The 24,991-nt window shown below is 27.1% G+C and carries 24 protein-coding genes and 5 tRNA genes; 27 read left to right on the top strand and 2 right to left on the bottom strand.

Features of this window, described 5'->3' with window-relative positions:
- Nucleotides 1-5: 5 nt before the first annotated feature.
- From ileS to SBIUS_RS03100, 5 genes are all read left to right on the top strand, one after another.
- Nucleotides 6-2,714 carry an isoleucine--tRNA ligase gene (gene ileS / locus SBIUS_RS03120; protein WP_162685040.1) on the top strand — a complete coding sequence of 903 codons (2,709 nt, stop codon included), beginning with the start codon at nucleotides 6-8 and terminating at the stop codon, nucleotides 2,712-2,714.
- A gap of 111 nt (nucleotides 2,715-2,825) precedes the next feature.
- The gene (locus SBIUS_RS03115) at nucleotides 2,826-3,473 is read left to right on the top strand and encodes a signal peptidase II (protein ID WP_162685039.1); all 648 of its coding nucleotides are present in this window, start codon (nucleotides 2,826-2,828) and stop codon (nucleotides 3,471-3,473) included.
- 2 nt (nucleotides 3,474-3,475) lie between these two features.
- On the top strand, nucleotides 3,476-4,390 hold the full coding sequence (locus SBIUS_RS03110; protein ID WP_162685038.1) for an RluA family pseudouridine synthase: 915 nt from the start codon (nucleotides 3,476-3,478) through the stop codon (nucleotides 4,388-4,390).
- An 11-nt stretch (nucleotides 4,391-4,401) separates the two neighbouring features.
- Nucleotides 4,402-5,712: a hypothetical protein gene (locus SBIUS_RS03105; protein WP_162685037.1), complete on the top strand. Its 1,311-nt coding sequence runs from the start codon at nucleotides 4,402-4,404 to the stop codon at nucleotides 5,710-5,712.
- A gap of 3 nt (nucleotides 5,713-5,715) precedes the next feature.
- Nucleotides 5,716-6,189, top strand: coding sequence for a cytidine/deoxycytidylate deaminase family protein (locus SBIUS_RS03100; RefSeq protein ID WP_162685036.1), 474 nt, complete (start codon nucleotides 5,716-5,718; stop codon nucleotides 6,187-6,189).
- 162 nt (nucleotides 6,190-6,351) lie between these two features.
- Here the strand turns inward: SBIUS_RS03100 and rnhC are convergent, their stop codons facing one another.
- Nucleotides 6,352-7,242: a ribonuclease HIII gene (rnhC, locus tag SBIUS_RS03095; RefSeq protein WP_162685035.1), complete on the bottom strand. Its 891-nt coding sequence runs from the start codon at nucleotides 7,240-7,242 to the stop codon at nucleotides 6,352-6,354.
- A gap of 103 nt (nucleotides 7,243-7,345) precedes the next feature.
- Between rnhC and SBIUS_RS03090 the strand changes: the two genes are divergently transcribed.
- The 19 genes from SBIUS_RS03090 (at nucleotide 7,346) to SBIUS_RS03000 (ending at nucleotide 22,045) form a co-directional block, all read left to right on the top strand.
- Nucleotides 7,346-8,884 carry a hypothetical protein gene (locus tag SBIUS_RS03090; protein ID WP_162685034.1) on the top strand — a complete coding sequence of 513 codons (1,539 nt, stop codon included), beginning with the start codon at nucleotides 7,346-7,348 and terminating at the stop codon, nucleotides 8,882-8,884.
- A 2-nt stretch (nucleotides 8,885-8,886) separates the two neighbouring features.
- Nucleotides 8,887-9,207 (top strand): holo-ACP synthase, encoded by a 321-nt coding sequence (locus SBIUS_RS03085; RefSeq protein ID WP_238988289.1) that lies wholly within the window; start codon nucleotides 8,887-8,889, stop codon nucleotides 9,205-9,207.
- Between the two features lie 150 nt (nucleotides 9,208-9,357).
- A complete protein-coding gene (locus SBIUS_RS03080; protein WP_162685033.1) occupies nucleotides 9,358-11,193 on the top strand; it encodes a hypothetical protein in 1,836 nt (611 codons plus the stop codon).
- Nucleotides 11,193-12,818, top strand: a complete 1,626-nt coding sequence (locus SBIUS_RS03075; protein ID WP_162685032.1) for a hypothetical protein — start codon at nucleotides 11,193-11,195, stop codon at nucleotides 12,816-12,818. Before SBIUS_RS03080 ends, SBIUS_RS03075 begins: the two co-directional genes overlap by 1 nt.
- Nucleotides 12,819-12,830: 12 nt before the next feature.
- A complete protein-coding gene (locus SBIUS_RS03070) occupies nucleotides 12,831-13,394 on the top strand; it encodes a lipoprotein (protein ID WP_162685031.1) in 564 nt (187 codons plus the stop codon).
- A gap of 51 nt (nucleotides 13,395-13,445) precedes the next feature.
- Nucleotides 13,446-14,015, top strand: coding sequence for a lipoprotein (locus SBIUS_RS03065; protein ID WP_162685030.1), 570 nt, complete (start codon nucleotides 13,446-13,448; stop codon nucleotides 14,013-14,015).
- A gap of 70 nt (nucleotides 14,016-14,085) precedes the next feature.
- Nucleotides 14,086-14,955 carry a thymidylate synthase gene (locus tag SBIUS_RS03060; RefSeq protein WP_162685029.1) on the top strand — a complete coding sequence of 290 codons (870 nt, stop codon included), beginning with the start codon at nucleotides 14,086-14,088 and terminating at the stop codon, nucleotides 14,953-14,955.
- Nucleotides 14,955-15,425: a dihydrofolate reductase gene (locus tag SBIUS_RS03055; protein ID WP_162685028.1), complete on the top strand. Its 471-nt coding sequence runs from the start codon at nucleotides 14,955-14,957 to the stop codon at nucleotides 15,423-15,425. The genes SBIUS_RS03060 and SBIUS_RS03055 overlap by 1 nt, the downstream gene beginning before the upstream one ends.
- Entirely contained in the window at nucleotides 15,404-16,294 is an 891-nt protein-coding gene (locus SBIUS_RS03050) for a 1-acyl-sn-glycerol-3-phosphate acyltransferase (protein ID WP_203352871.1), read from the top strand. The genes SBIUS_RS03055 and SBIUS_RS03050 overlap by 22 nt, the downstream gene beginning before the upstream one ends.
- Nucleotides 16,295-16,317: 23 nt before the next feature.
- Nucleotides 16,318-17,628 carry a thymidine phosphorylase gene (locus SBIUS_RS03045; protein WP_162685027.1) on the top strand — a complete coding sequence of 437 codons (1,311 nt, stop codon included), beginning with the start codon at nucleotides 16,318-16,320 and terminating at the stop codon, nucleotides 17,626-17,628.
- Between the two features lie 377 nt (nucleotides 17,629-18,005).
- Complete coding sequence (locus SBIUS_RS03040) at nucleotides 18,006-18,614, top strand: hypothetical protein (RefSeq protein WP_162685026.1); 609 nt, start codon at nucleotides 18,006-18,008, stop codon at nucleotides 18,612-18,614.
- A 313-nt stretch (nucleotides 18,615-18,927) separates the two neighbouring features.
- On the top strand, nucleotides 18,928-19,497 hold the full coding sequence (locus SBIUS_RS03035; RefSeq protein WP_162685025.1) for a hypothetical protein: 570 nt from the start codon (nucleotides 18,928-18,930) through the stop codon (nucleotides 19,495-19,497).
- A 106-nt stretch (nucleotides 19,498-19,603) separates the two neighbouring features.
- Nucleotides 19,604-20,359: a hypothetical protein gene (locus SBIUS_RS03030; RefSeq protein WP_162685024.1), complete on the top strand. Its 756-nt coding sequence runs from the start codon at nucleotides 19,604-19,606 to the stop codon at nucleotides 20,357-20,359.
- A 52-nt stretch (nucleotides 20,360-20,411) separates the two neighbouring features.
- Nucleotides 20,412-21,392, top strand: coding sequence for a hypothetical protein (locus SBIUS_RS03025; protein ID WP_162685023.1), 981 nt, complete (start codon nucleotides 20,412-20,414; stop codon nucleotides 21,390-21,392).
- A gap of 213 nt (nucleotides 21,393-21,605) precedes the next feature.
- A tRNA-Thr gene (locus SBIUS_RS03020) sits at nucleotides 21,606-21,681 on the top strand.
- A gap of 13 nt (nucleotides 21,682-21,694) precedes the next feature.
- A tRNA-Tyr gene (locus tag SBIUS_RS03015) sits at nucleotides 21,695-21,778 on the top strand.
- A 5-nt stretch (nucleotides 21,779-21,783) separates the two neighbouring features.
- Nucleotides 21,784-21,858, top strand: a tRNA-Gln gene (locus SBIUS_RS03010).
- A 9-nt stretch (nucleotides 21,859-21,867) separates the two neighbouring features.
- Nucleotides 21,868-21,943, top strand: a tRNA-Lys gene (locus tag SBIUS_RS03005).
- A gap of 13 nt (nucleotides 21,944-21,956) precedes the next feature.
- Nucleotides 21,957-22,045 (top strand) — tRNA-Leu (locus tag SBIUS_RS03000).
- Between the two features lie 174 nt (nucleotides 22,046-22,219).
- Here the strand turns inward: SBIUS_RS03000 and SBIUS_RS02995 are convergent.
- On the bottom strand, nucleotides 22,220-22,948 hold the full coding sequence (locus SBIUS_RS02995; protein ID WP_162685022.1) for a lipoprotein: 729 nt from the start codon (nucleotides 22,946-22,948) through the stop codon (nucleotides 22,220-22,222).
- A 147-nt stretch (nucleotides 22,949-23,095) separates the two neighbouring features.
- Between SBIUS_RS02995 and SBIUS_RS02990 the strand changes: the two genes are divergently transcribed.
- The 3 genes from SBIUS_RS02990 (at nucleotide 23,096) to SBIUS_RS02980 (ending at nucleotide 24,990) form a co-directional block, all read left to right on the top strand.
- A complete protein-coding gene (locus tag SBIUS_RS02990) occupies nucleotides 23,096-23,419 on the top strand; it encodes a helix-turn-helix transcriptional regulator (RefSeq protein ID WP_162685021.1) in 324 nt (107 codons plus the stop codon).
- A 294-nt stretch (nucleotides 23,420-23,713) separates the two neighbouring features.
- Nucleotides 23,714-23,857 (top strand): 50S ribosomal protein L33, encoded by a 144-nt coding sequence (rpmG, locus tag SBIUS_RS02985; protein WP_041618302.1) that lies wholly within the window; start codon nucleotides 23,714-23,716, stop codon nucleotides 23,855-23,857.
- A gap of 65 nt (nucleotides 23,858-23,922) precedes the next feature.
- Entirely contained in the window at nucleotides 23,923-24,990 is a 1,068-nt protein-coding gene (locus tag SBIUS_RS02980; protein WP_203352905.1) for an aminopeptidase P family protein, read from the top strand.
- Nucleotide 24,991: the final 1 nt, after the last annotated feature.

Here is a 24,991-nt window from a genome sequence, read left to right as displayed (position 1 = left end):
TTAAAATGGAAAAAAACTATAAAGACACATTGCTTATCAATCAAACAAGCTTTGATATGAAAGCTGATTTAAAAACAAAAGAACCAAATATTCAAAATGAATGAAGTCAAAAAGATATTTATAAGAAAAAATTAAAAGCAAATCAAAACAAACCAAGTTTTGTTTTACATGATGGTCCTCCATATGCAAATGGAAACATTCATGTTGGTCACGCTTTAAATAAAATATTAAAAGATTTTATTGTTAGATGAAAAAACCAATCTGGATATAATTCACCATACATAATGGGGTGAGACACTCATGGATTGCCAATCGAGACTGCAATTACAAAAACAGGAGTTGACAGAAAAGCAATGAGTCCTGTTGAATTTAGAAATCTATGTAAAGAATATGCTTTACAACAAGTTGCAAATCAAGCAGAACAATTTAAAAGACTTGGTATTTTTACTGACTATGATTGTAAATACATTACGTTAACAGATGATTTTGAATTAAGTGAATTAAAACTATTTGCAAAAATGGTTGAAAAAAATCTAGTTTACAGAGATTTAAAACCAATTTATTGATCTCCTTCAAGTGAATCTGCTCTGGCAGAAGCTGAAATTGAGTATGCCGAAGTTAAATCACCAACAATTTTTGTTGCTTGTGAAATTATTGAAAACAAAGAATTTGAAAATGCTTATTTTGTTATTTGAACAACAACTCCATGAACAATTCCTTCAAACCAACTAATTGCTTTAGGAGAAGATTTAGAATATGTTCTTGTAAAACCAGAAAATGATGAAAGACAATTTGTTATTGCAAAAGACTTATTAGAATCAGTTTCTGAACAAATAGGATGAGAAAATGTAAAGGTTGTTAAAACATTTAAAGGAAATGATTTAACAAATATAAATTACCAACATCCTTGATATGAAGATAAAAAAGGGTTTACAGTTATTGGACACCATGTAACAGCTGAAGCTGGTACTGGTTTAGTTCATATTGCCGGAGGTTTTGGAGAAGATGACTTTGAAATAGTTACAAAAAACAACATTAAAGCTTTTGCTCCAATTGATGATCAAGGTAAATTTGATGTAACTGTAAAAGATTCAAGATTAGAAGGCATTTTTTATGAAGATGCCAATAAAATAATTGGAACTATTTTACAAGAAAAAGGGTTATTATTAAAATTAAAATTTGTAAAACACTCATATCCTCATGACTGAAGAACAAAAAAACCAGTTATTTATAGAGCAACTCACCAATGATTTGTTGGTCTTTCAGATGTAAAAGAAGAAATTGACAATGCTATTGTAAATAACGTTCAAACAAATCCTGAATGATCAAAAGAAAGATTAAGAAATATTATCAAAGATAGAAATGATTGAACAATTTCTCGTCAAAGACTTTGAGGAGTTCCTATTATTGCGTTTTTCGATAAAGAAAAACAACCTCAAATCACAAAAGAAATTGTTGATTATGCAATTGAAGTTATTGCAAAAAAAGGAACAAATGCTTGATTTGAATTACCAGCAGATGACTTTTTACCTGATCAATTTAAAAATCTTGGTTGAACAAAAGAAACAGATATTTTAGATGTTTGATTTGATTCTGGAAGTTCAAACTTAGCTATTGAACAAAACTTTAATCTACAAAGACCATTTGATGTTTATTTAGAAGGAAATGACCAATATAGAGGTTGATTTAACTCATCAATGATTAACTCAGTAATTTATGATGGAAAACCTGCTTATAAACAATTAATTACTCATGGTATGACAAATGATGAAAAAGGTAAAAAAATGTCAAAATCAATTGGAAATACAATTGATCCTTTAGAAATTGCAAATGACCTAGGAGCAGATATTTTAAGACTTTGAGTATTTTCAACTGACTTTACAGATGATCAAAGAATTGGAAAAGAAATATTAAAACAAGTTGCAGAATCTTATAGAAAACTTAGAAATACAATCAGATTCATTTTATCTAACTTAGTTGATTTCGACCCTAAAAAAGATTATCAATCAACTTTAGAAGAAGTTGACATGTTTGCTTTAAACAACTTAACTGTTGCCAAAACTAAATTCAGCAAAGCAATGGAAAGTTATTCATTTAACAGTGCATATAAATTAATAAATAACTATGTAGCAAATGATTTATCTTCATTCTATTTAGACTTTATTAAAGACATTATTTATGTTGAAGCAAAAGATTCAAAAAGAAGAAGACAAGTTCAAACAGTTATGTATGAACAACTTTGAGTTCTTCTTGATATGCTAAAACCTGTATTAATTCATACAGTTGAAGAAGCTTATTCACATATTCAAAATATGGAAAAAGAAGAGTCAATTCACTTATTAGATTTAAGAGAACAAAACTTCTTACAAGATGAAGAATTTATAGCTAAATGAAATAAAGTATTAGATCTTCGCGATGATGTAAATGAAGCTTTAGAAAAAGCTAGAAATGAAAAAATCATTAAAAAAGGTTTTGAAGCCGTTATTAATTTAGAAGTTAAAAAAGAATTTGAATTCATCAAAGATATAAAAGACTTAAATCAAATTTTAATTGTTAACTCAATAAACTTTTTAGAAGTAAAAAATGAAATTAACTCTAAGGTAGCTAATGTTAGTGTAGAATTAAAACAAGGGTTAAAATGTCAAAGATGTTGAGCAATTTTTGATGAATTGAATGACGATATCTGTCAAAGATGTTTTGATGTAATTAATTAAGGTGTGAAAAAAATGAGAGACTTTTTCTTTAATGTTAAGTCAAATTTAAAAAGTTATAATTATATTTGGAAATATAAAGTATTGTGATGTTTACCACTCATAATACTTTTAGTGTCTCTGGACTGAATAAGTAAAAGTATTGTTGCAAACTCAATGGTTTTAGATGGGGTTGGAACAACTTTTATTCCTGGTTTAATAAAATTTAAATACACAATAAATCCAGGAGCAGCTTATGGGATGAATGCTGGAAAATTAGGCTTGGCAATTACAATAGCTGCATTGGTAACTTTACTTTTAATTGCAATATTTATATTTATAAGAAATAAATATTGACTTATTCCAATAAGTTTAATGGTAGCTGGAAGTGTTGCTAATTTACTTGGAAGAGCTTGAGCTCCACTAACAAGTGATGGAATAAAAGGTGGAGTTGTTGACTTTATTGTCTTTGATTTTAGTTTTTTAGGATCAGATGGATATATATTTAACTTAGCTGATGCTTGAGTTTCAATTGCAGTTGGATTCATTATTGTAATTTTAATTGCATATGCTGTTTTTGAAATATTAGAAGCTAATATGAGAAAAAAAGATAAAGAAAAATATGAATTCTATGTTGATATAAAAACTAGAAAACAAATTTTATTTGAAACTTACTATGAAAAATTCAAATTTAAAGATGAAAATAAATTAACTTATAGAGATTATTTATCTAAAAATGAAAAAATCACAAAGAAATGAAAAAAATATAAAAATAAGAGGTAATTATGGAACAATTAGAAATTAAATTAGAACAAGATTCTGGAAGATTAGACAAATATTTAACTGAATACTTAAAAGAAGAATATGATTTTTCTAGAAGTTATGTTCAAAAGTTAATAGAATCTAATGATGTTCTAGTAAATGACCAACCAGTTAGTGTTAAATATAATCTTTTAACTGGCGATTTAATACAAATGAATTTAAAAGAACCAACTGAATTAGAAGCAAAAGCAGAAGATATTGATTTTGAAATAGTATATCAAGATAAAGACTTATTGGTTGTTAATAAACCAAATGGTCTTGTAGTTCACCCAGCTGCAGGAAATCCTAGTGGAACACTTGTGAATGGACTTTTATTTAAAGTTAAAGACTTATCTTCAATTGGAGGGGTTTTACGTCCTGGAATAGTTCACAGACTTGATAAAATGACAACAGGATTAATGATTGTGGCTAAAAATGACAAAGCCCACAAAAGATTAACAGAAATGTTAGCAAACAATGAAATTCACAAAGAATATATTGCTTTAGTTCATGGTGTGGTTGAACCAAATGCTGGAAAAATTAATGCTCCAATTGGTCGTCACAAAGGTGATAGAAAAAAAATGACAACAACAGATATTAATTCAAAACATGCAATAACTAATTTTACAGTATTGGAACGTTATGAAAATCATACAAAAATAAGTTGTGTGATTGAAACTGGAAGAACTCATCAAATTAGAGTTCATATGGCATATATTAAACATCCTGTTGTTGGAGATCCGCTTTATGCATTTAAAGAAGATATGAAAGAAGAATTTGGACAATACTTACATGCTTACAAACTTGCTTTCAATCATCCGATTACAAATGAAAAAATTGAGTTAATAAGTGAGTTACCCAAAGAATTTAATGATAAAATCAATTTGATTAAAGAATAGGTGAATAAAAAATGGCAAACTTTAATGAATTAAAATTAAGTTTAGTTCATTATTTTGTTAAAGTTGAAAAATATAAAGCTTTAGAAAATTTTAGTAATGATTATGCTTCTTACTTAGTAAACCCTAAAGCTAAATTTAAAATAATTAGAGTAACAGTGGGATCACCCGTTACAACTGATAAAAACTTAAACGAAATAAAAGAAACTTTAAAAGAACAAAAAAGAGAAAAAATAGATATTTTAAACATCGCAATTAGTGATAGTGATATTGATATTCAATTAGAAGGAACAACTTTAACTGTTTCAACTATAGACAATATCAAAACAAAATTAAAGCCTTACTTCTCTAAAATTGATTCCCTTAAAGAAACTGAAAAAGAAGATGCTGAAGACAACATTTCTGATGAAGAAATGATTGAAATCTTACAAGATCCTTCTAAATCTAATAATCTAAAATTTAAAAAAGCTATTCAGAGAATGAATAGAAATACTCCAACTTCATTAGTTTTAATGGCAATATTCTTTATAATGCCAATTATAACTATGGTTTTAAGTTTCTTATGATTTGGTGGAGGTGCAAGTCCTATTATTGATCTATTCTTTGGAGGGACAAACAGAAACCTTACAATAAATGGTGGTCAATTTTGAAGAATATTCACCTATGGATTTACTTCAAATGGTGCTGGATTTTTAATGGCAATAATTCAAATAATCTTTATTACAGGAGCTACAATAAAATTGGCAAGATATACAGAAGGGCTTGTAGGTTCTTTTAGATTTGCTCTTTCAATTTTTATTACTTACCCACTTGCAGGTTTCTTTGTAAGTGCAATGATACCTAGTCAAACAGCTATTTTTTCTGGTGGTCTTGGGTTTATGGCAAGTGTAGTAGGGGTTTTGGGTGTAACTACTTGAGATAAAAAAAGAGAACCAATTCAACTATTTTCAAAAAATAGATTAGTTTTCCCAATTCTTTGTTTAGTTATTTATCCTTTATTTTTAAACCAATCATCTCAATACATATTAATAATAGCTAGTGCAGCTATTTCATCAAGTATTTATTTACTTACAATTTATACAAAAGAAAATATGGATAAACTAATTATTCTTCCAATTATAATATTGGCAGCTGCATTTTTACTTCCATTAACATTTTCTTTAATAAATTACTATGCTCCAGCTCATGATTTATATACTGGAAATGTATTAATGTTATATGTTAAACAAAATTGAATGTCAGTAGATTATGCAAATAAAATAATTGATAAAAATGGATGAGATTGGTTCATGAATCCAGATGGAACAATAACAACTTGGAGATAAGATATGAAAAAAAGAAGTGATTATATTGACTGAGATACTTACTTTTTAGCTATGGTTCAATTAAATGCTATGAGAAGTAAGGATCCTTCAACTCAAGTTGGTTGTGTAGTTGTAAATGACTTGAAACAAGTTGTTTCAACAGGTTACAATGGTCTTCCTAGAGGTTTAGATGATAACAATTATCCTTGAGACAGAGAAGGAGACTTTGAAAACACTAAATATCCTTATATAGTACATGCAGAATTAAATGCGATATTGTCTTCAAAAGAATCTGTTAGAGGGTGTGAAATTTATACTAATTTATTTCCTTGCAATGAATGTACAAAAAGCATTATTCAATCAGGAATTAAAAAAATTACTTATTCTTCTGATAAATATAAAGATACAGTTGAGAATAAAATAGCTAAAAAAATGCTCAAAGAAGCAGGTGTAGAGCTAGTTTTTAAAAAAGAAGTGAAATTAATTTTAACTAATTAATTGAATTAACTTTTTTTTTTTTTTTTTTTTTTTTAATTTTAGATTATAATAAATATGTGTTAGTTTACTAGCACTCTGTATTTCAAGTATTATTAAGTTAATACTTCAAGTTCTCAATGCGTCCATCGTTGAGGCTATAAAAAACCCACTTTCGTGGGTTTTTTATATTTTGCTGTTGAAATGCATTTTAGTAAACTTTATAACATTTTCAGGCATTTCCTTTTTATATTTATTGACAACTTCTTTTACATGATTGTTTGCACCTAATGGAAGTTTTACACCATATTCTTTTTCTAGTCTTTCTATTTCTTTTAAAAAGTGATATCTTGCAATAATGCTTGCGCATGCCACTGATATATATTTAGACTCAGCTTTTGTTTCAAAATATATGTCTTTTATAACTATTTCTTGATCTGTTAAATAATTGTAATAACTTTTTTCATTTACAAATTGATCCATTATTACTGTGCTATTTTTTAGGTTTTCATTATTTCTAAATATTCTTTTTAAACCTTGGTTGTGACAAATTGCTTTTAATTTATGTGTATTTTTGTACAAATCATAGGCTCTATTGTATTTTGAATTTTCTAGTATATAAACTTCTCAAATAACTTTATCTTTTATTTGTTCAAATAAAGTTAAAATGTCTCGATCATTTATTTTTTTTGAGTCAGTTATCTTACTTAGCAATTCTGGTCATTTTTCTTCAAATTCTTTTTCAACATATGCACAACAAGTTATTAAAGGTCCGAAAAAGTCTCCAACCCCAACTTCATCACAACCAATATTTGGTAGTTGTAAGTTTTTATTTAATTTAATTTCTTTACTTTGTTTTTCTATTATTTTTAAATCATATTTATTTATGAATTCAGATATATGTTCACCTTGTAAAAGAATAGTGTTTGTATTGTAAATATTTATAACTAGTTTATTTGGTAGTTTGAAAAAATACTTTACCTTATCATTGTTTGATGATGACAAAAATTGTTTGTTATCATTAACAATTTTTTCAATAACTTTTTCATCAACTTTTTTAATACTTAAACTATTCATCTATATCAGGTCCTTCAAATTAAATTATAAAGTAAAATATGGTTTAGGTTTCAAATAATAATATTGGTATAATAATTGGTAGTATGAATGGAGTGAAAGTTCAATGATTAATATAGGGCCTTGATGACTATTTGATATAATGGCTTTTGCTATCATTATTGGTTGTACAATTTGGGGTATGACTAGAGGGTTTTTAATAACTTTCTATTTACTTATTTTACAAATAATCGTTGTAATACTTTTAATGTTTGTTCCAGCTTTATTGGCAAACTCTATGAATCCTTTATTTATGAAGTTGTGAGTCTCTATTGGAATGGATGATGCATTTTCTTACTTTGGTGAGTCTATTGGTAATCTAATAACTGGATTATTACCAAATGGTTCAAGTTTACCTATGGATGGATCAGGAACTGGATATGAAGTTTTAAAAACTCTTTCAGCGCTTGGGTTGTATTTTTTATTTAGTATTTTGATATTCATTTTAGTTAACTTAATTGGTTTACTTCTTTATAAAACATTTAAAAGAAAAATGAGAAAAATGAAAGTAATAAGAAAAGTTGATACTTTAATTGGAGCTTTTAATGGTCTTGCTTTAGGTATGACTTTATCTATGTCTGTTAGTTTTTTAGCAAGTTTTCCATTATTTCAAACAGAAAACCAAAGAATAGGTTTGATGGACTATTCTGGTCTTACAGAAGAACAAGTTAAAGATAAAATTTTAGGTGGAACAGCCTATAGTAAATATTCACTTTCAAAAAAAATAACTGCACCATTGCCATCGGTGCCTGTTTTTGGTTTTACATATACTAACTCTTGTTTAACAAAATATGTAATTGATCCTGTAATGGTTATGACAAGTCAAATGTTAGCAAATAAAGGAATGGCTGATTTAAAAGATTTCTTTGTTGTGTATGAAGATGTTCTTGCAGAAGGGTATTCAACAACAAATCCATTTAGTTCACCAATTTCGGCATGTATTGATGTTATGCCTCGTGATTCAAAATCATTGTTTAGATTATTTTCAGAAATGATGTTAATGGGAAGTTCAATATTTATAAACAATAATGTTCAAACAAAAACAAACGTAACTAGTGTTGAGTTGATTAACTCTTTAGATGAATATTTTTTAAATAATTTAGGAACAGAAAGTGAATTACATAAAGAGGGGAATACTTGATTAAATCAAAAAGAAATGGTTAATTTCTATAACTGAACTAAAGAAAATAAAAAAGAAAACCCATTTGTTAAAGTAGCAGACAACATTGATAAACAATGACTTGCGGCCGGTAAAAAAAATCAAAGATACATTTCCAAAGTATTGCGTGATCCAAAGTTAACTTATAATTTCTTAAAAAGCATAAATTATGTAAATGCAACTTCAAGAACTAACTTAGATACAATGCCTTTCTTGTCTGCTATTTATACTTCTACTTATTTAATCGATGGTATGGAAATAGTGCCTTCTGGAGAATTAAAACTTGGAGAGTTTGAGGGGATAACTTTAACTCCATCAACAAAGGTTGGAACTAATAAAAACGATGTTTCAAAAATAGTGGTTCAACCAGAATGATGAAAAGAACATTACAAAAATACTTATTGAATTCAATATTACTTTGATTTTGCGAAAGGATACTTCAATTAATTATGGCAAAAATAGGAATTGATATAGTTGAAAACCAAAGAATTAATTTAGATGAAAAATTTCTTGTTAAGTTTTTACATAAACAAGAAATTGAACTTTTAAATAATTTACAAAGTATGGAAGCAAAAATTGAATTTGCATCTGGAAGATGAGCTGCAAAAGAAGCAATTATTAAGTGTTTAGAAGAAAATATTGTAGCAAACACAATCAATATAGTTTATAGTAACAAAAAACCAGTTATTGAAAATGAAAACTTAAAAAACATTGAAATATCTATCAGTCATGAAAAAAACTACTCTGTAGCAGTAGCTTTAAATATTTAATAAAAACCAACTAGAATTTAAAACTCTTAAGTTGGTTTTTTATTTTATAAACATAAAAATATAATAGTGTTTAAATACATTTTAAGTGTATATTTTTCATTTGTTAAGATATTTATAGACATGGTAATGTCGAAAAAAGGAAAACGAAAAATGAAAATATTATTAGCGATGTTGGCGGGAGTTTCGATAGCTGTTGCTCCAACTGTATCAATTATTAATAATATTAAAACAAAAAGTGATATCAATTTTGATGTTTTAAATCATCAAAATGAAATGATAAAAGCCATAGAAAAAGAAAATTTAGTTTTTTTTGACGGCTATTATTTGTATAGTCAAGTTGATGAGATGATTTATAAAATTTTAGATGAAGATTATTTAAATGAATATATGAATACTGTCTATATGCTTTACAATAAACTATCTAATATCGCTGAAGGAGATTATGAAGAAAATAAGTTAGAAGAGCAAAGAAATTCTATTGAAAAAGCTCTTCAAGGATGATCAAATAGCGAAGATTTAAATGATCTTATAGAATTATATGATAAACAAGCTTCTGAAGAAAAAGAAGTTTTATCAAAAATTTTCTATGCCTATAATCAAACTAGCTCTAAACTGATGATTGAAGATTTAGAAATATATCAAGAGCATAAAATTAAAAATGTAAAGGCTTCTGCTGCAATTGCATCTTTAAAAAATCAAATAGATTTATATAAGACAAAATTAAGTGTTTGAGAAAATACACAAAAATGACAAAAAGAATTAGTTGCTATTTATGACAACATGATAGATAGGGCTACAGAACTACAAAATCAGTTTATTTATCTTTTTGATACAACTTTAGCTTCACCAGAGGCTTTCTTTAAAAATATGTTTGATAAAAAGGAAATTATTTTTGACCAAATAATTAAAAAATACTTACCAAAAAATCCCTCATATAAGGAATTGGTTCAAAGCAGAATTGAAAACAGAGAACAAAAACCAGATGAGTTAATAAATGATTGAATTTTAATAGGTCAAAATTCAGAACCATCAGATCCTGAAGTTAACCCTATAGAAATAGATCCAAATGAACTTTATGTATTGTCAGATGAAGAGGTAGAAAAGAGATTAGAAGATAAAATAAATCCTGAAGATCCAGAAGAAATAAAATTAGAAAAAACTATTGGTGTTGTTTCTGATGTGTTAATGGATGTATATAGAATAGATGATATTTTGTTTTCTTCACTTCATAAAGGAGCGAGTAATTTTTTTGAATTTGTAAATAATCAAATACCAAGATTATCTTTAGAAGTAAAAGAATCTTTCGAGAAAAATGGAGTACAAGTTGAAACTAAATTTGACGAAGATATTCAAACCGCTATTGAAATGGCTGATGCTTTATCAAGTCAAATACTTGATATCTTATCTCCGTCAAGTGAAGTTTTTGGACAAATTAGGAATCTTGCCTTTGCAACTATTGATAAAGTTCAAGATTGATATAAAACAATATCTGTTGCAAAAGACTCTCAAAAGGCAATTGATTTAATTATAAATATTAGAGATAACTATTCTGAAATACCAGAAGAATTAATGGTTGATGAAGAAAGTGTTAATTCTGAAATTGAAGAGGCTCAAGATGAACTTTTAATACAAGAACAAATTTTTAAAGAAACTGAATCAATTTTAGAAAATAGTAAATATGATTACTATAATGAAAATTTAAATTCTTGAAATAATTTCTTTTCAGATTATTCAGATTATTTAAAAATAATAAATCTGGGACAAACAAAAAGAACTATTAACTTAAACCCGCTTAAATATTTTAATTCACAAGTTGAAGTTTATTTCAAAATGGTTGTTCAGAGAAGATTTACATATGAAAACATAATCAATAAACTAGAAGGACAAGATTATAAAAACTTAGCAATTGAAAATATTAAAAATGAAAATATAAAATTAGAAAATCTAAATAGTTTTATTGAAAAACACAAGGAGGATTTTAAATAATGCGTAAATTAATATTATCATTGTCAAGTTTAACTCTTGGAATAACAGCAACTTCTAGTGCAATTGTTGGGATAAGCAACTCATCTAGATTTGATCCAATTGATAAATTTGAAACTCCATATGAAATGATTGAAACATCTAAGCTTTTAGATAAAGTAATATCAAATCCACAAAGTTACCAAGACATAACATTCATAGAAAATTTATTACTGCAATCTACAATAATGTTAGATGAAATTTACTCTAGTACTTTTTTCTATGATACTAGTACAAAAATAACACAAGTTTTAAACATTTACAAAGAGCAATTACAACGTGTTGAAACAATTAATGACTCTAACTTCTACTTAGATTTAATGAATAAAAGTCAGGAAATAAGTATTAACTTTATTTCTAAAACTGAAGATCTTGAAATCAAGAACCTATTTATTGAATATGAACAATTAAAAAGAGAAGAAGCGATTAAATTCTTTGACATTTATGATAGAAAAATAACAACTTTAAATTATCAATTACAAATCAGTCAAAAAAGCATTAATGATATTAATATTGAAAATGCAGAAATTGATGAAAAATTAAAAGGCTTAGCTAAAGAAAATGAAATAATAAATAGTATATTTAAACTATTAGATTACACACTACAATTGGCCGGAAATGTAAAAGAAATTTATAGTAATGGAAGATCTAACATAGATGTCTATTACAATTCTGCAGAATGACATGCTAATAATTGGGGACTTGCTTTTATTCCGTTTTACGGAACAGCTTTTAGTATTAATTTTAAAAATAATATGAATTATGCAGCAAGAGGTATTCAAACATATGTTGATGTCTTTTTAAGTAAAGACTCAGAAGAGTACCAACATTTTCAAGAAATGAAAGACAGTATAGATAATTTAAGAGAACAAATTTTGGCTGTTGATCCATTAAGTAATGACTGGATAACAAATCTTTTAGAAGATGCTGGTTTGGGTGAAAAAGAATCTGAACTTCTTACAGCAGGAATACAAATGCTTGTAGATAAAGGGGTAAGTGAAATACCTGTTGTGGGCGAAGCGCTGGTAGCAATTTTTGGGTTTATTGGTGTTGGTTTTCAAGCTAAAAAGTTAGCGAATAGTTTTAATGCTGAATTGAAAAAAAATTATGAAAGAATTGAACCCTTATTAATTTTAAATGACAAGACAATAAATGACTCTTATTCTCAACTATTAAATACACAAAAAGAACTTACTAAAAAATTTAAAACCAACAATAATGAACAAGAGAAACTTAGAAATAAAATGCAAAAAAATTTAATTAAAGTTGAGAAAGAGAATCAAAAACTTGATTCGCTAAAAGCAAATATAAATGAAATTAATAATAAATTAACAAACAGCTTGAATTTGGGTGTGTTTGCAGATAACTATTATTATTGACAAACTAATATTATTTCTGATATTGACCCTATTAATGTGAAATTCGCAAGTAGCAAGTCGATTGAAGCTATTAATAAACAAAAAAATATTAAATATGATCAATTAGTAAAAAAATTAAATCAAAAAACCAAAAATCAAAACATTTTACAAAATTTAGAAAACAAAAATAATCTATCAAATTTAAACTATGAAATGATAGTGAAAATATAAGGAGAGAAAGATATGAAAAAAATATTAAATTTATTGTCTGCTGTTTCATTAACAGCAACAGCATCTGCAAGTGTAGTTGCTTGTGGTGAACCTAATGATAATGGTGGAGGAGAAAAACCACCAAAAGATGATTTACACAAACTTAATGAAGTTTTTGTTGATAACACAATAGAAGAAATAAAAGTTTCTTACTACCCTAACTCCAGTAGTGATGGATGAATTCATTCAATATACAGATTATCAATAATTGAAATATTAGATAATAATTATAACAATAGAGATTCTAAAATCTCAAAAGTTATAGGTATGCAATATATGTCCAACTCTTTACAAGAATTATCAACACTTTATTCTGAAAATAAAAAAAATGAGAACTTTAATAATTTAAGCAAATTAAGTGAAGGTCTTGAAGATGGTGAAAATATAAAAGAGAATTTTGAATTCAAAATTGATATTATTCATGCTGATTTATTAGAGGCTAACAATAATTCTGATGAATCAAAACAAATTGTGGAGAGAATGGAAGAAGGTTACATAACTGTTCTTATTAAATCATTGATAATTACACAAAAATAATTTATCAAATTTAAACTATGAAATGATTGTGAAACTATAAGGAGAAAAAATATGAAAAAATTATTAACTTTATTGTCTGCTGTTTCATTGACTGCTACATCATCTGCAAGTGTGGTTGCTTGTGGTGAACCCAATGATAATGGTGGAGGAGAAAAACCACCAAAAGATGATTTATATAAATTGAATGAAGTCTTTGTTGATAAAACAATAGAAAAAATAGAAGTTACACGTTCTATTGGAGATAAAACTTGAACGGTTCCTTTGTATAGGGGAATTGTTAATCTGATATTAGAAAATAATTACAACAATAATGATTCGAAAATTAAAAAAGTATTATCTTCAGAAAATAATATGAGCAATATATTAATGGCTTTATCTGATTTATATTCAACAACGGTTCATAATGAAAATTTTGATTCTTTAAAACAAATAAGCTTGGAGGATCAACCTGGTACATACGAGACAAATGAATACGTATTTAAAATGGATTTAATTCACTCTGATATCATTGAGGCTAATAAAGGGAAACCGTGAGAAAAATATGCTAAAGAAGTAACTGAGAAAATGGAAGCCGGTACTGTCGAGATTTTAATTAAAAAAATAGTTATCAAAGTAATTTAAAAATAAAAACCCACAAATTTTGTGGGTTTTTATTTTTTTCAACTAGTATATAATCTTTTATGGTGATAATATGAAGCAATATTTAGATTTGGTAAAAGATGTTTTAGCAAATGGAGAAAAAAGAGAAGACAGAACCAATACAGGAACTGTTTCTAAATTTGGAACTCAATCAAGATACGACTTGAGAGAAGGGTTTCCTCTTGTTACAACTAAAAAAGTCTTTTTCAAAGGAATAGTTCATGAAATACTTTGATTTATTAGTGGAGATACAAACATTAAGTATCTTGTGGATAATAAAGTAAATATTTGAAATGAATGACCTTATGAAATCTTTAAAAAATCAAATGATTATAAAAATGAAACATTAGAAGAATTTGTTGAAAAAATTAAAACAGATCAAGATTTCGCTGATAAATATGGTGAATTAGGGCCAGTTTATGGAAAACAGTGAAGAGACTTTAATGGAGTAGATCAGTTTAAAAACTTAATCAATGATATCAAATCAAATCCATATTCAAGAAGACATATCATTTCTGCTTGAAATCCAGCAGAAGTAAATCAAATGGCTTTACCACCTTGTCACTCATTATTTCAATTTTATGTATCAAAAGACGGCTTTATAGATTTACAACTTTACCAAAGAAGTGGAGATATCTTTTTAGGTGTTCCATTTAATATTGCAAGTTATTCTTTACTTTTAGAATTAGTTGCAAAAGAATGTAACTTAAAAGCTCGCTATTTTATTCATACAATAGGAGATGCACACATTTATTCAAATCACATTGAACAATTAGAGTTACAACTTACAAGAGAACCTAAAAAGTTGCCATCTTTAAAAATCAATGTTGGAAATAAATCTATTTTTGATATTAAATTTGAAGACATTTCTTTAGAAGGATATGAAAGTCATCCTGCAATTAAAGGAGCAGTTGCTGTTTAATGATTTCATTAATTTGAGCTCAAACAAAGAGCGGGGTTATTGGGAAAGACAATAACTTACCTTGAAAAATTAAAGAAGAAATGCAACATTTTATAAACTACACTAGAGGCAAAACCGTTTTAATGGGAAGAAATACTTTTGAATCACTTTCTGTAAAACCGTTACCTAATAGAAAAAATATATTAATTACTTCAAGAAAATTAGAAAAGAGTTATAATAATCTTGAATTGTCTAACAACCTAGAGATGATTTTAGAAAAGTATAAAAACATAGATGAAGAACTTGTTGTTATTGGAGGTTCTCAAATATATCAAACAGCTTTAAAGTATGCCGATAAGTTAGTTATCAGCATAATAAAAGAAAACTATGAGGGAGACACTTATGCTCCAACAATAGATGAATCAGCATTCAAAATTGTTGAAAAAAGTGATTTTAAAGATTTTACAATTTGTTATTATGAAAGGTATTAAATATGGAACAGTATGAATTAACACAAGAAGCTTCTGCAGCTACAAATAAAAAAGACAAGAAAGAGATGGCTCATGTAAGCAAATGAAGACTATTTGTAAATGCTTGAGGTATTTGAAGAGTTACTGTTAAAGCAAAAAAAGTAACTAGAAAAATAAAACAAGATCCTAACTTATATTCTGAAGAGTGAAGATACAATTGAGTTAAGAAAAAAAGTAGAAAAGTATTAAAAATAGCTAATGTACACATTGATGTAATTGGTATTGAAAATTGATTAGATAGAGGAATAGTTTTAGCTCCAAATCACCAATCAAATTTAGATCCAATCATTATGTTAGCGATTAATGACTTTTCACTACAACAACCAATTGCTTTCATTGCTAAACAAGAGTTATGAAAAGCTAAAATCTTTAAACACTTTATGAATTTAACAGATAACATTCCTTTGGATAGAACAAGTCCTAGAAGTGGACTTAACGCTATGAAAGAGGCAAAAGAATTAATTTCTGAATATAAGAGAAGTTTAGTTATTTTCCCTGAAGGAACAAGAAGTGCAAAACAACAACCAAATGAATTCCAAGCAGCAAGTATGAAAGTAGCTCAAATGGCTTATGCACCAATTGTGCCAGTTTCAATCATTGATTCTTATAAATTATTTGAAAAAAGAAAATCAGGTAAATTCAATATTAAAGTTGTTTTTGGAAAACCAATGATGCCTGAAAAATTCATATCTCTTAAAACAGAAATGTTAACTAAGAATGTTCAAAAAGAAGTAGAAAAAAATATCAATAAATATATGGATTGAGATCCAAAAAAATTAGGTATTAAACCAAAAAGAGTTGATAAAAAAAATAGAGTTACTTACTACTAGTTTTATCATTTGGAGGCAAGAAAATGAACTTTGCAAACATTATAGAGAAAAAGAAAAACAAACAAGAATTAACTGCTCAAGAAATTTATTGAGTTGTTAATTCTTTTGTTAACAATACATTAAAAGATTATCAAATGTCAGCTTTTAATATGGCTGTTTGATTCAACGGAATGACACCAACTGAAATAGCTTCATTTACTCAAGCTATGATAGATTCAGGAATTACTTACAACTTAGATGATGTTGAAGGTATAAAAGCAGATAAACACTCAACTGGAGGAGTTGGAGATAAAACAAGTTTAATCTTCTCACCTTTAGTTGCTAAATTTGGGGTGAAAGTTGCAAAACTTTCAGGAAGAGGTTTAGGACAAACTGGAGGAACAATTGATAAACTTGAAAGTTGTCCTGGTTGAAGTGGAGAAATTTCAGAAGAAAGATTCAAAGAAATATTAAATACAGTTGGTATTTCGATTATGGGTCAATCTGAAGAGGTTGTTCCTGCAGATAAAAAATTGTACGCTTTAAGAGATGTTACAGGAACAGTTGATTCAATTCCTTTAATAGCTTCAAGTATTATGTCTAAAAAATTGGTTGTCCCTGCAGATAGCATAATTTTAGATGTAAAAATGGGAAGTGGAGCATTTATGAAGGATTTAGAAAGTGCAATTGCACTTTCTAAAGCAATGATAACTATTGGAAAAGAACACAAAAGAAACGTAAGTGTAATGATCACAAACATGGATAAACCTTTAGGAAGAGCTATTGGTAATGCAATTGAAGTTAAAGAAGCTTGAGATACTTTAAATGGTAATGGCCCTGATGACTTAATAGAATTGTGTATAACTGCAGCTGGATTAACTTTAGTACAAAATAATGTATTTAATGACTTAAAAACAGCTAAAGAAGAGCTATTAAAAGTGTTAAACGATAAAAGTGCTGCACACCTTCTAAAAGACTTTGTAGAAGCTCAGGGAGGGGATTTTAATGTTATTCTTGACTATGATAAAAACTTCTCAACAAAACATGTTATTGAGATAAAAGCACAACAAGAAGGATATGTTTCGTTTGCATCAGCAGATCAACTTGGTTATCTTTCAATGCATTTAGGAGCTGGAAGAGCCACAAAAGAAGAAAGCATTGATTTTTCTGCTGGAATTTATTTAAACAAAACTACAAATGAGTTTGTTAAAAAAGATGAAGTAATTATGACTTTATATACAAACAGAGATGATATTGAAACATATAAACAAAAAGCTAACGAATTAATAATCATAAGTGATAAAGCTCATGATGAAGAATTAATACTTAAATTACTAACAAACGCTGATGTTTAGAAGAAATTTTAAAAAATAAGGCTAATAAATATTGAAATTAATGGGGTTTTAAAATATAATATTTTTGTCTGGAATAGTTTTAAAAAATCATTAGCCCATAATGTTTGTTTAGCCCTATCAAATGAACATAATATTTAGATTTATAATATATATAATATTGACTGTTCTAGATTTACAAATAAGTACTCCGCCCAGAGTGCTTTTTTTATTGTCTTTTTTTGATTTAAAATATATGAGTGACACTACCAACAATTTTTTTAATATATAACATATAAATGGAAAGTTATATATTTAATTAATAGATTTTTAAGGTACTTAATTTGATAATTTTATTATGTAATAAAATAATTTTTAAAATTAAGAGATGAGCGAAGTAGATGAAAAAGTTAAAGAGTATTTTCACTATAAATAGGGGAATAATAATTTCTAGACATGAACACTTTGAAAACAACTGTCCAAATTGTAAAAGCAATACTTATTTTATAAAACAGCAATGGAATTATGAAAGTAAAAAATTTTGTATACAAATTAATAAAAAGTTTATAACTCAAAAAGGAGATATTTTAATTAAAACCAATTATCCTTTTAAAATAAAATATATTAAAGATAATGAAAATCTAGTTGTTTCTGCAAACCACATCATTATTAAGAGTTCTTTGGTTGCTAACTTAATTGATACTGAAGAGTTATCTATATTTTTGGAAAAAAAATTAATTAATCCTTTTCTGAAAGCTGTTAATAATTTTGAAAATAAATATTCAAAAACTCTTAACAAAAATATAATTGAAAATTTCAAAATTAATATAATAGATTTCAAAAACAAAATGAGAAAGAGGAAAGTTAATAATAAAGATGAAGTTGTTAAAACAAAAAATTACTTAGATAAAAAAATTCTTTCGATCAATGATTTATTAGAACAGAAAGTTTTAAATCAAAAACAATTCGATGAATTAAAAAACGAAATAATAGATATACTTTTTAATTAAATGTTATAGATTTTATATAACATTTAAGCAATTAAATTTCTTATATATTAAATGTGAGAAGTATTTATAAATACTTCAAACTTTAGTGAATGAGGTTTAATATATGAGATATTCAATTTTTCCTACATATAAGAAATTATGCATCTTTTGCAGAATAAATTTTAGATATGTATTAACAAATACTTTTAAACAAAAAAAAATAAAAGAGGTTAGTTTATTGGAAGTTAAGTTTGTTAATAAAAAAACAAATATTAAGGTAAAGCCTCTTTTTTGAATTAAACATGAAGAGAGATATTTTGGTTTTTTTCATAAAATGGATTTATCTCTTTTAAGTAATTACAAAAATGTTATAAACAGGGCTTCTGCAATAGAAATAAATTTAAAAGAACCTGATATTTCAAAAGATTTAATAATGGAACATAATACGGACTTGACTGTGTTTGTTTCAAATTTAAAAGAAAAATACAAAAATAACATTGAGTGTAAAAAATATATGAATTTTAGTAATGAAAACAAAAAACTTTACGTTGATCACGAAGAGAGAAAAAATAAAATTAACTTAATTTTATTAATATTATTGATTCTTTTTGGAGGACTATTCTTAGTTTCGACTTCAATGACAATTTATACAATCAATAACAAAACCGTGTGCCCGGTTTGTCCTGAGTTGCCAGAGCCAAAAGATATAACCGAATTATTACCAGGAGCTTACTTAGGAAAATTTGATGACAAAATAAAAGCTAGATCAAGAATGGATTCAATAATTCGCAAAACTAAATATATTGTGGATGTTGATGATTCAGTTGAGGGCAAATTTGTAATAACAGGAAATGAAAAGGCTGGTTTCTTTGGTAAATCTGTATATACTTGAGAACTTAAATAATAAAAAAAGTGTATTAAAATAAAAATGTTTTTACTTAATTTAGAACTAATATTTAAGTGAATAGAAAACTTTGAGGCTGGATGGTCGGAAAAGAAAGGTCAAACATATGTTTGGAATATTAAGTTTAGTAGCCAGTATGGGAGTTTCAACTCCTGTCATGGCAAATATAAATAATATTAACCTAATAAACAATAATCAAAATAACATAATAAATGATGAAGAATTGATAGATATAAATTTAAAATTGCCTGGAGGCGACTTAGGTAAATTTGCATCTTTTGAAGACGCAGAAACAAGAATAAATACTCTTATAAAAGAAAGTAATTATGAAATTAATTTAGAATCTAAATACGAAGGACTTTTCATCTTAAGAGGTGATGAGTCAAAAGGTTACACAGGAATATCTTTATATGAGTATACTTTGACAAACAAAAGCATACTGGATAAACTACCAGGAGCTTACTTAGGTGTTTTTGATACAAAAGAATTAGCAAGAATTAAAATGGATCAAATCATTAAAGAAAGCGAATATAAAGTTACTGTTGATGATACCCAAGAAGGCAAGTTTATAGTTTCTGGAATATTGGCTGAAGGTTTTTCAGATAGTTCTGAATACACTTACAAAGTCGATGAAAAATATACAAATATAACTGAAAAACTACCAGGAGCATACCTAGGTTTTTTCACAACAAAAGAACAAGCAAGAGCTAGAATGAACTCAATGATTGCTAAAACTAAATACGTAGTTTTGGTTGATGATTCAGTAGCTGGGAGTTTTAAATTATCTGGTGATAGAAATGCTGGATTTATAGGCGAATCAATTTATACTTATGAACTTTATGAAAGTAAAATAATTAACTAATTTTATTAACCATATTAAATGGGTGGTCGGGGATGGAATGAAAGGAAATTAAATGAAATTATTATTAAGTATTATTGGAGTTTCATCAATTGGTGCTTCGCCAATATTGCCAGCAATTAGCAATATTAATAACACACAAGAAGTTATACCTCATGAAAATAGAGAGCTTAATCCAAGAGCGACAATTATTAACGATAGACTTCCAGGAGGAGATTTAGGAACTTTTGTATCTAAATCAGCTGCTCGTAGATCTTTAAACCTAATTATTGCAGCTAGTGGTTATATAGTTGATGTTGATGAGAAATATGATGGATTATTTATTTTAACAGGAGATGAGTCAAAAGGTTATACTGGAACATCTCTTTATCAATATAGCTTAATACTAACTGATATAACTACTAAATTACCGGGAGGGCATTTAGGAGAATTTTCTTCAAAAGAAAATGCTAGAGTTGAATTGGATAAGCTAATAACTAAATCAGGATTTAAAGTAGAAGTTGATGACAGTGAACCTTACGAGTTCAGAATAACTGGAATAAAAGAAGAAGGATTTACTGGAACTTCAAAATATACATGAGATATTAATTTATTTGATATTACTGATATATTAGAAGATAAAAGTATTGGAAGTTTTAGAGAAGTAAATGAAGCATTGCTTTTTGCTCAAAGAGAAGTTTTTAAATACGGTCTAATGTTAAATCAAATAAACTTCACAGTTCAAAAAATAACAGATAACTCTGGAATAATTCTTGTATCTGGAAATGAAGAAAATGGTTTCACAGGAGATATTAAATGATACTTTAATACAACTAAAAAAGATTTATATTTAGTTCTATTTAATGAAAAAGCAGTACTATCTTCAAATAATGAAGTTAGTTCTCTTAAAGAAATTAATTCTATTTTAGCTAAATATAATTTAACAAATGAAACTACTGTTTCAAAAGTAACTGGTGTACCATATAGTTTTAAAGTTACATCAAGAGGATCTAACTATGGAGGGTGAAAACAATTCTATTGAATAAATAAAAATTAGATCTTTTAATTTTTTCATATTTAAAAAAATATAGTTTCTACTATATTTTTTTAAATTAAATTGCTATGTGTTATGTTATTAATCAACATAAATCATCTAAATAAAGATAAGTAAAAAGTGCTTTTTTTATTATTTTTTATAAAAAACATTGACTTTATATTTGGTTTTTTTGTATAATTGAAAAGGTTCTTACTTTTAAACAAAAGGATAACTGCTGACTTAGCTCAGTTGGTAGAGCAATTGACTAGTAATCAATAGGTCGAAGGTTCGAGTCCTTTAGTCAGCACCACAATTTTATTAAAGGGGAGTTAGCGAAGTGGCTAAACGCGGGTGGCTGTAAACCATCTCCTAACGGTTCGGCGGTTCGAATCCGTCACTCCCCACCAGTTATTGGGCTATAGCCAAGCGGTAAGGCAAGGGACTTTGACTCCCTCATGCGCCGGTTCGAATCCTGCTAGCCCAGCCATTTATTTTCGTCTCGTTAGCTCAGTCGGTAGAGCAACTGGCTTTTAACCAGTGGGTCATAAGTTCAAGTCTTATACGGGACACCATTTTTTTATTAACCCCCAGGTGGCGGAATAGGTAGACGCACTGGACTTAAAATCCAGCGACTTTTATCGGTCGTGCCGGTTCAAGTCCGGCCCTGGGGACCATTATTAAGGACTTGATTAAAAAAGCACTTCCAAAGTGCTTTTTTTCTATTTAAATTAGATAAATAAAAAAACTAGTTATTAACTAGTTTTTTAAATATTTAGCATATAGTTTTTAATTAAATCTGTATTTGTTAGTGAATAGCTAAATTCATCTTCCACTGGAGGTGTAGTCTCTTATCCGCCATCTCCTTCAATTTCTGTTTTTGAACTATCCATAATTCTTTTTATTATTGCACTTTCTTGAGTGTCATTTTTCATAGCTTCTTCAATTGGTAAAAATCATTGATCTAATAGAGTTTCTGTTCATCCACCAGGTGCATCTGTACCAAAACCAACTTCTCAAGAAACAAGTTTACCATTTCTAATCAATAAGAACATTGGAAAACCTAAATTTTCAGAATTGTCGAAATATGCCTTTGTTTTATCTTTTGCCATTTTTGTTGCTATTTTTTCACTTGAAACTGTTTTCATAAGTTCTTGTTTAAGTATTTCTGTAACTTGATCAATCACTCAATTCAAAATATTTTTTGATCATTTTTCAGTAAACTTATTATTATAGTCCTCGGTTTTGAATGTTCTTAAATCAACTTTATTATTTAATTTTTCTCCATAAGCAGTCTTTGAATCTGGGTCTGGTGTTGTGATATCTGAAATTTTTGTGTTATAAGAATTGTTTAAATCATTTATTAAACCATCAAATTTTTCTTTATGGTCTTTTTGTGTGTTTTCAAAATCTTGACAATGGGGGCAATTATCTGCTCCAATATATAAAAGAAAAGATTCTTTATTATCTATTCAACCTTTAAATTGTTGAAAATATTTGTTTGAACTACATGAAACAACGCTCATAGCTGATGTTCCAACTAGTGTTGTGGCTGAAATTACACTAAGTAATTTTCTCACTCTAATCACTCCTAAATTAACTATTATTATTTTACACATTTTTATCTATATATATTTGTTTTTATTTAAAAAAATAACTAATAAAAACTATTTTTTATATAGTTGTTATAATTTTTATAAGTCAAAAGACTTTTAGAGGAATTTAAAATGAAAGATAAGTACATTAAATTTGCACAAATTTTTAAAACACTTGGAGATCCTACAAGATTAGAAATCATTAATATGATTTGTGATTGTGGATGTAATAAGTGTGCTCAAAATATATTAGATAACTTAAATATAACTCAACCAACTTTAAGTTATCATATGAAAATGTTAGAAAAAGTAGGGTTAGTAAATTCACAAAAAGATAAAAACTCAAAGATTTACAAGTTAAACTTACAAACGATAGATGAATTGAAAAAATTCACTTCAGAAATACAATTAGAAAAGAATCTAATGACTTGCTCTAATTGTAATCAAAAAAAATAGAGTTCAAAAGAACTCTATTTTTTATTTAGTACATGAGCAACTTGAACATGTACAGTTTGTACAAGTACAAACATCACAATTACATGCTGTAGAAATGTTTAACATGACTGCCTCCTTAAGATAGTTATCTATATAGATAACTATCTATATAGATAATACATCAATTATCTCAAAATAGTAAATATTTTTAAAAATATTTACTATTTCTATCAAAAAAATAAACAATTCAGTTTATTTTTTGGTATTATTAATTTGCTTAATATCTTAAATGAATTATCAAGGAGGCTTAAGAGTATGCGTGAAGGAGTTATCTTACGTTGCACAACTTGTAAAGAAGAAAATTACATAGCAAAAAACGATAAAAGAAAAGAAAAAATCGAAGTTAAAAAACATTGCTTTAAATGTAATTCACATCAAGTTCACAAACAAAAAAAATAAGGGATATAAACACTTTTATAAGGTTTTGTATTCCCTTTTTTTATATTAATTAACAAGGAGAAATAATTATGAAAAAAACTTTAATGAACAATATTTTAGATGAACTAAATGCAGATGCAATTTTATTGCACTCACCACAAAATAGATACTGATTCTCAAGATTTCACTCATCTTTAGGATACATTCTATATACAAAAACAAAGAGTTATTTATTTGTTGATGGAAGATATATAACTGCTGCTAGAAATTCAAAATTATTAGTAAATATAGATGAAATAGTTGAATTTGGAAAACTATATGAATTGATCAATGAACAAATAGCAAACAATAACATAAAAACAGTAGTTTATGAAAGTGATTGAGTTTTTGTAAAAGATTCACAAATCTTTGAAAAAAACCTAAAAGCAGAAATTAAACCATATAATTTTGAAGCTATCAGAATGGTTAAAGATGAATGAGAAATAGAACAAGTTAGAAAAGCTTGTGATATTACTCACAAAGTATTTTTAGAAGTGTTAGACTTTGTTAAACCTTCAATGACAGAAAAAGAACTTGCAAGATTTGTAAGTGACTCATTCTTAAAAAATGGAGCTGAAAAACTAAGTTTTGATACAATTGTTGCTAGTGGAACAAATGGAAGTATGCCTCATGCAGTTCCAACAGACAAAAAAATTGAAGTAGGAGATTTTGTTACTTTAGATATGGGATGTTACTATAATGGTTATTGTTCTGATCAAACAAGAACATTTGTTATGGGAAACACTGATAATGAAAAAATCAAAGAAATTTATGAAATAGTTTATCAATCACAACAATTAGGTATTGAAAGTATTAAACCAGGAATTAAAGGAAATGAAGTTCACAAAATTTGTTTTGACTACATTGAAAGCAAAGGTTATGGGCAATACTTTACTCACGGAACAGGTCATGGTTTAGGAATAGAAATTCACGAAGAACCATATAACTCAGCTGCAGGAGACAAAACTTTACAAGAAGGTATGTGTGTTACTGTAGAACCAGGGATTTACATTCCTGGAGTTGGGGGAGTTAGAATTGAAGATGACATTTTAGTTACAAAAGATGGATATGAATTCTTAACAACACCATTTAGAGAACTTCAAATAGTTAAATAAA

Origin of the sequence: Spiroplasma sp. BIUS-1, from assembly GCF_010365805.1 — a bacterium.
Classification (GTDB): Bacteria; Bacillota_I; Bacilli_A; order Mycoplasmatales; family Mycoplasmataceae; genus Spiroplasma_A.
The sequence above is the reverse complement of the archived record's forward strand: the minus strand, read 5'-3'. Positions and strand labels throughout refer to the sequence as shown.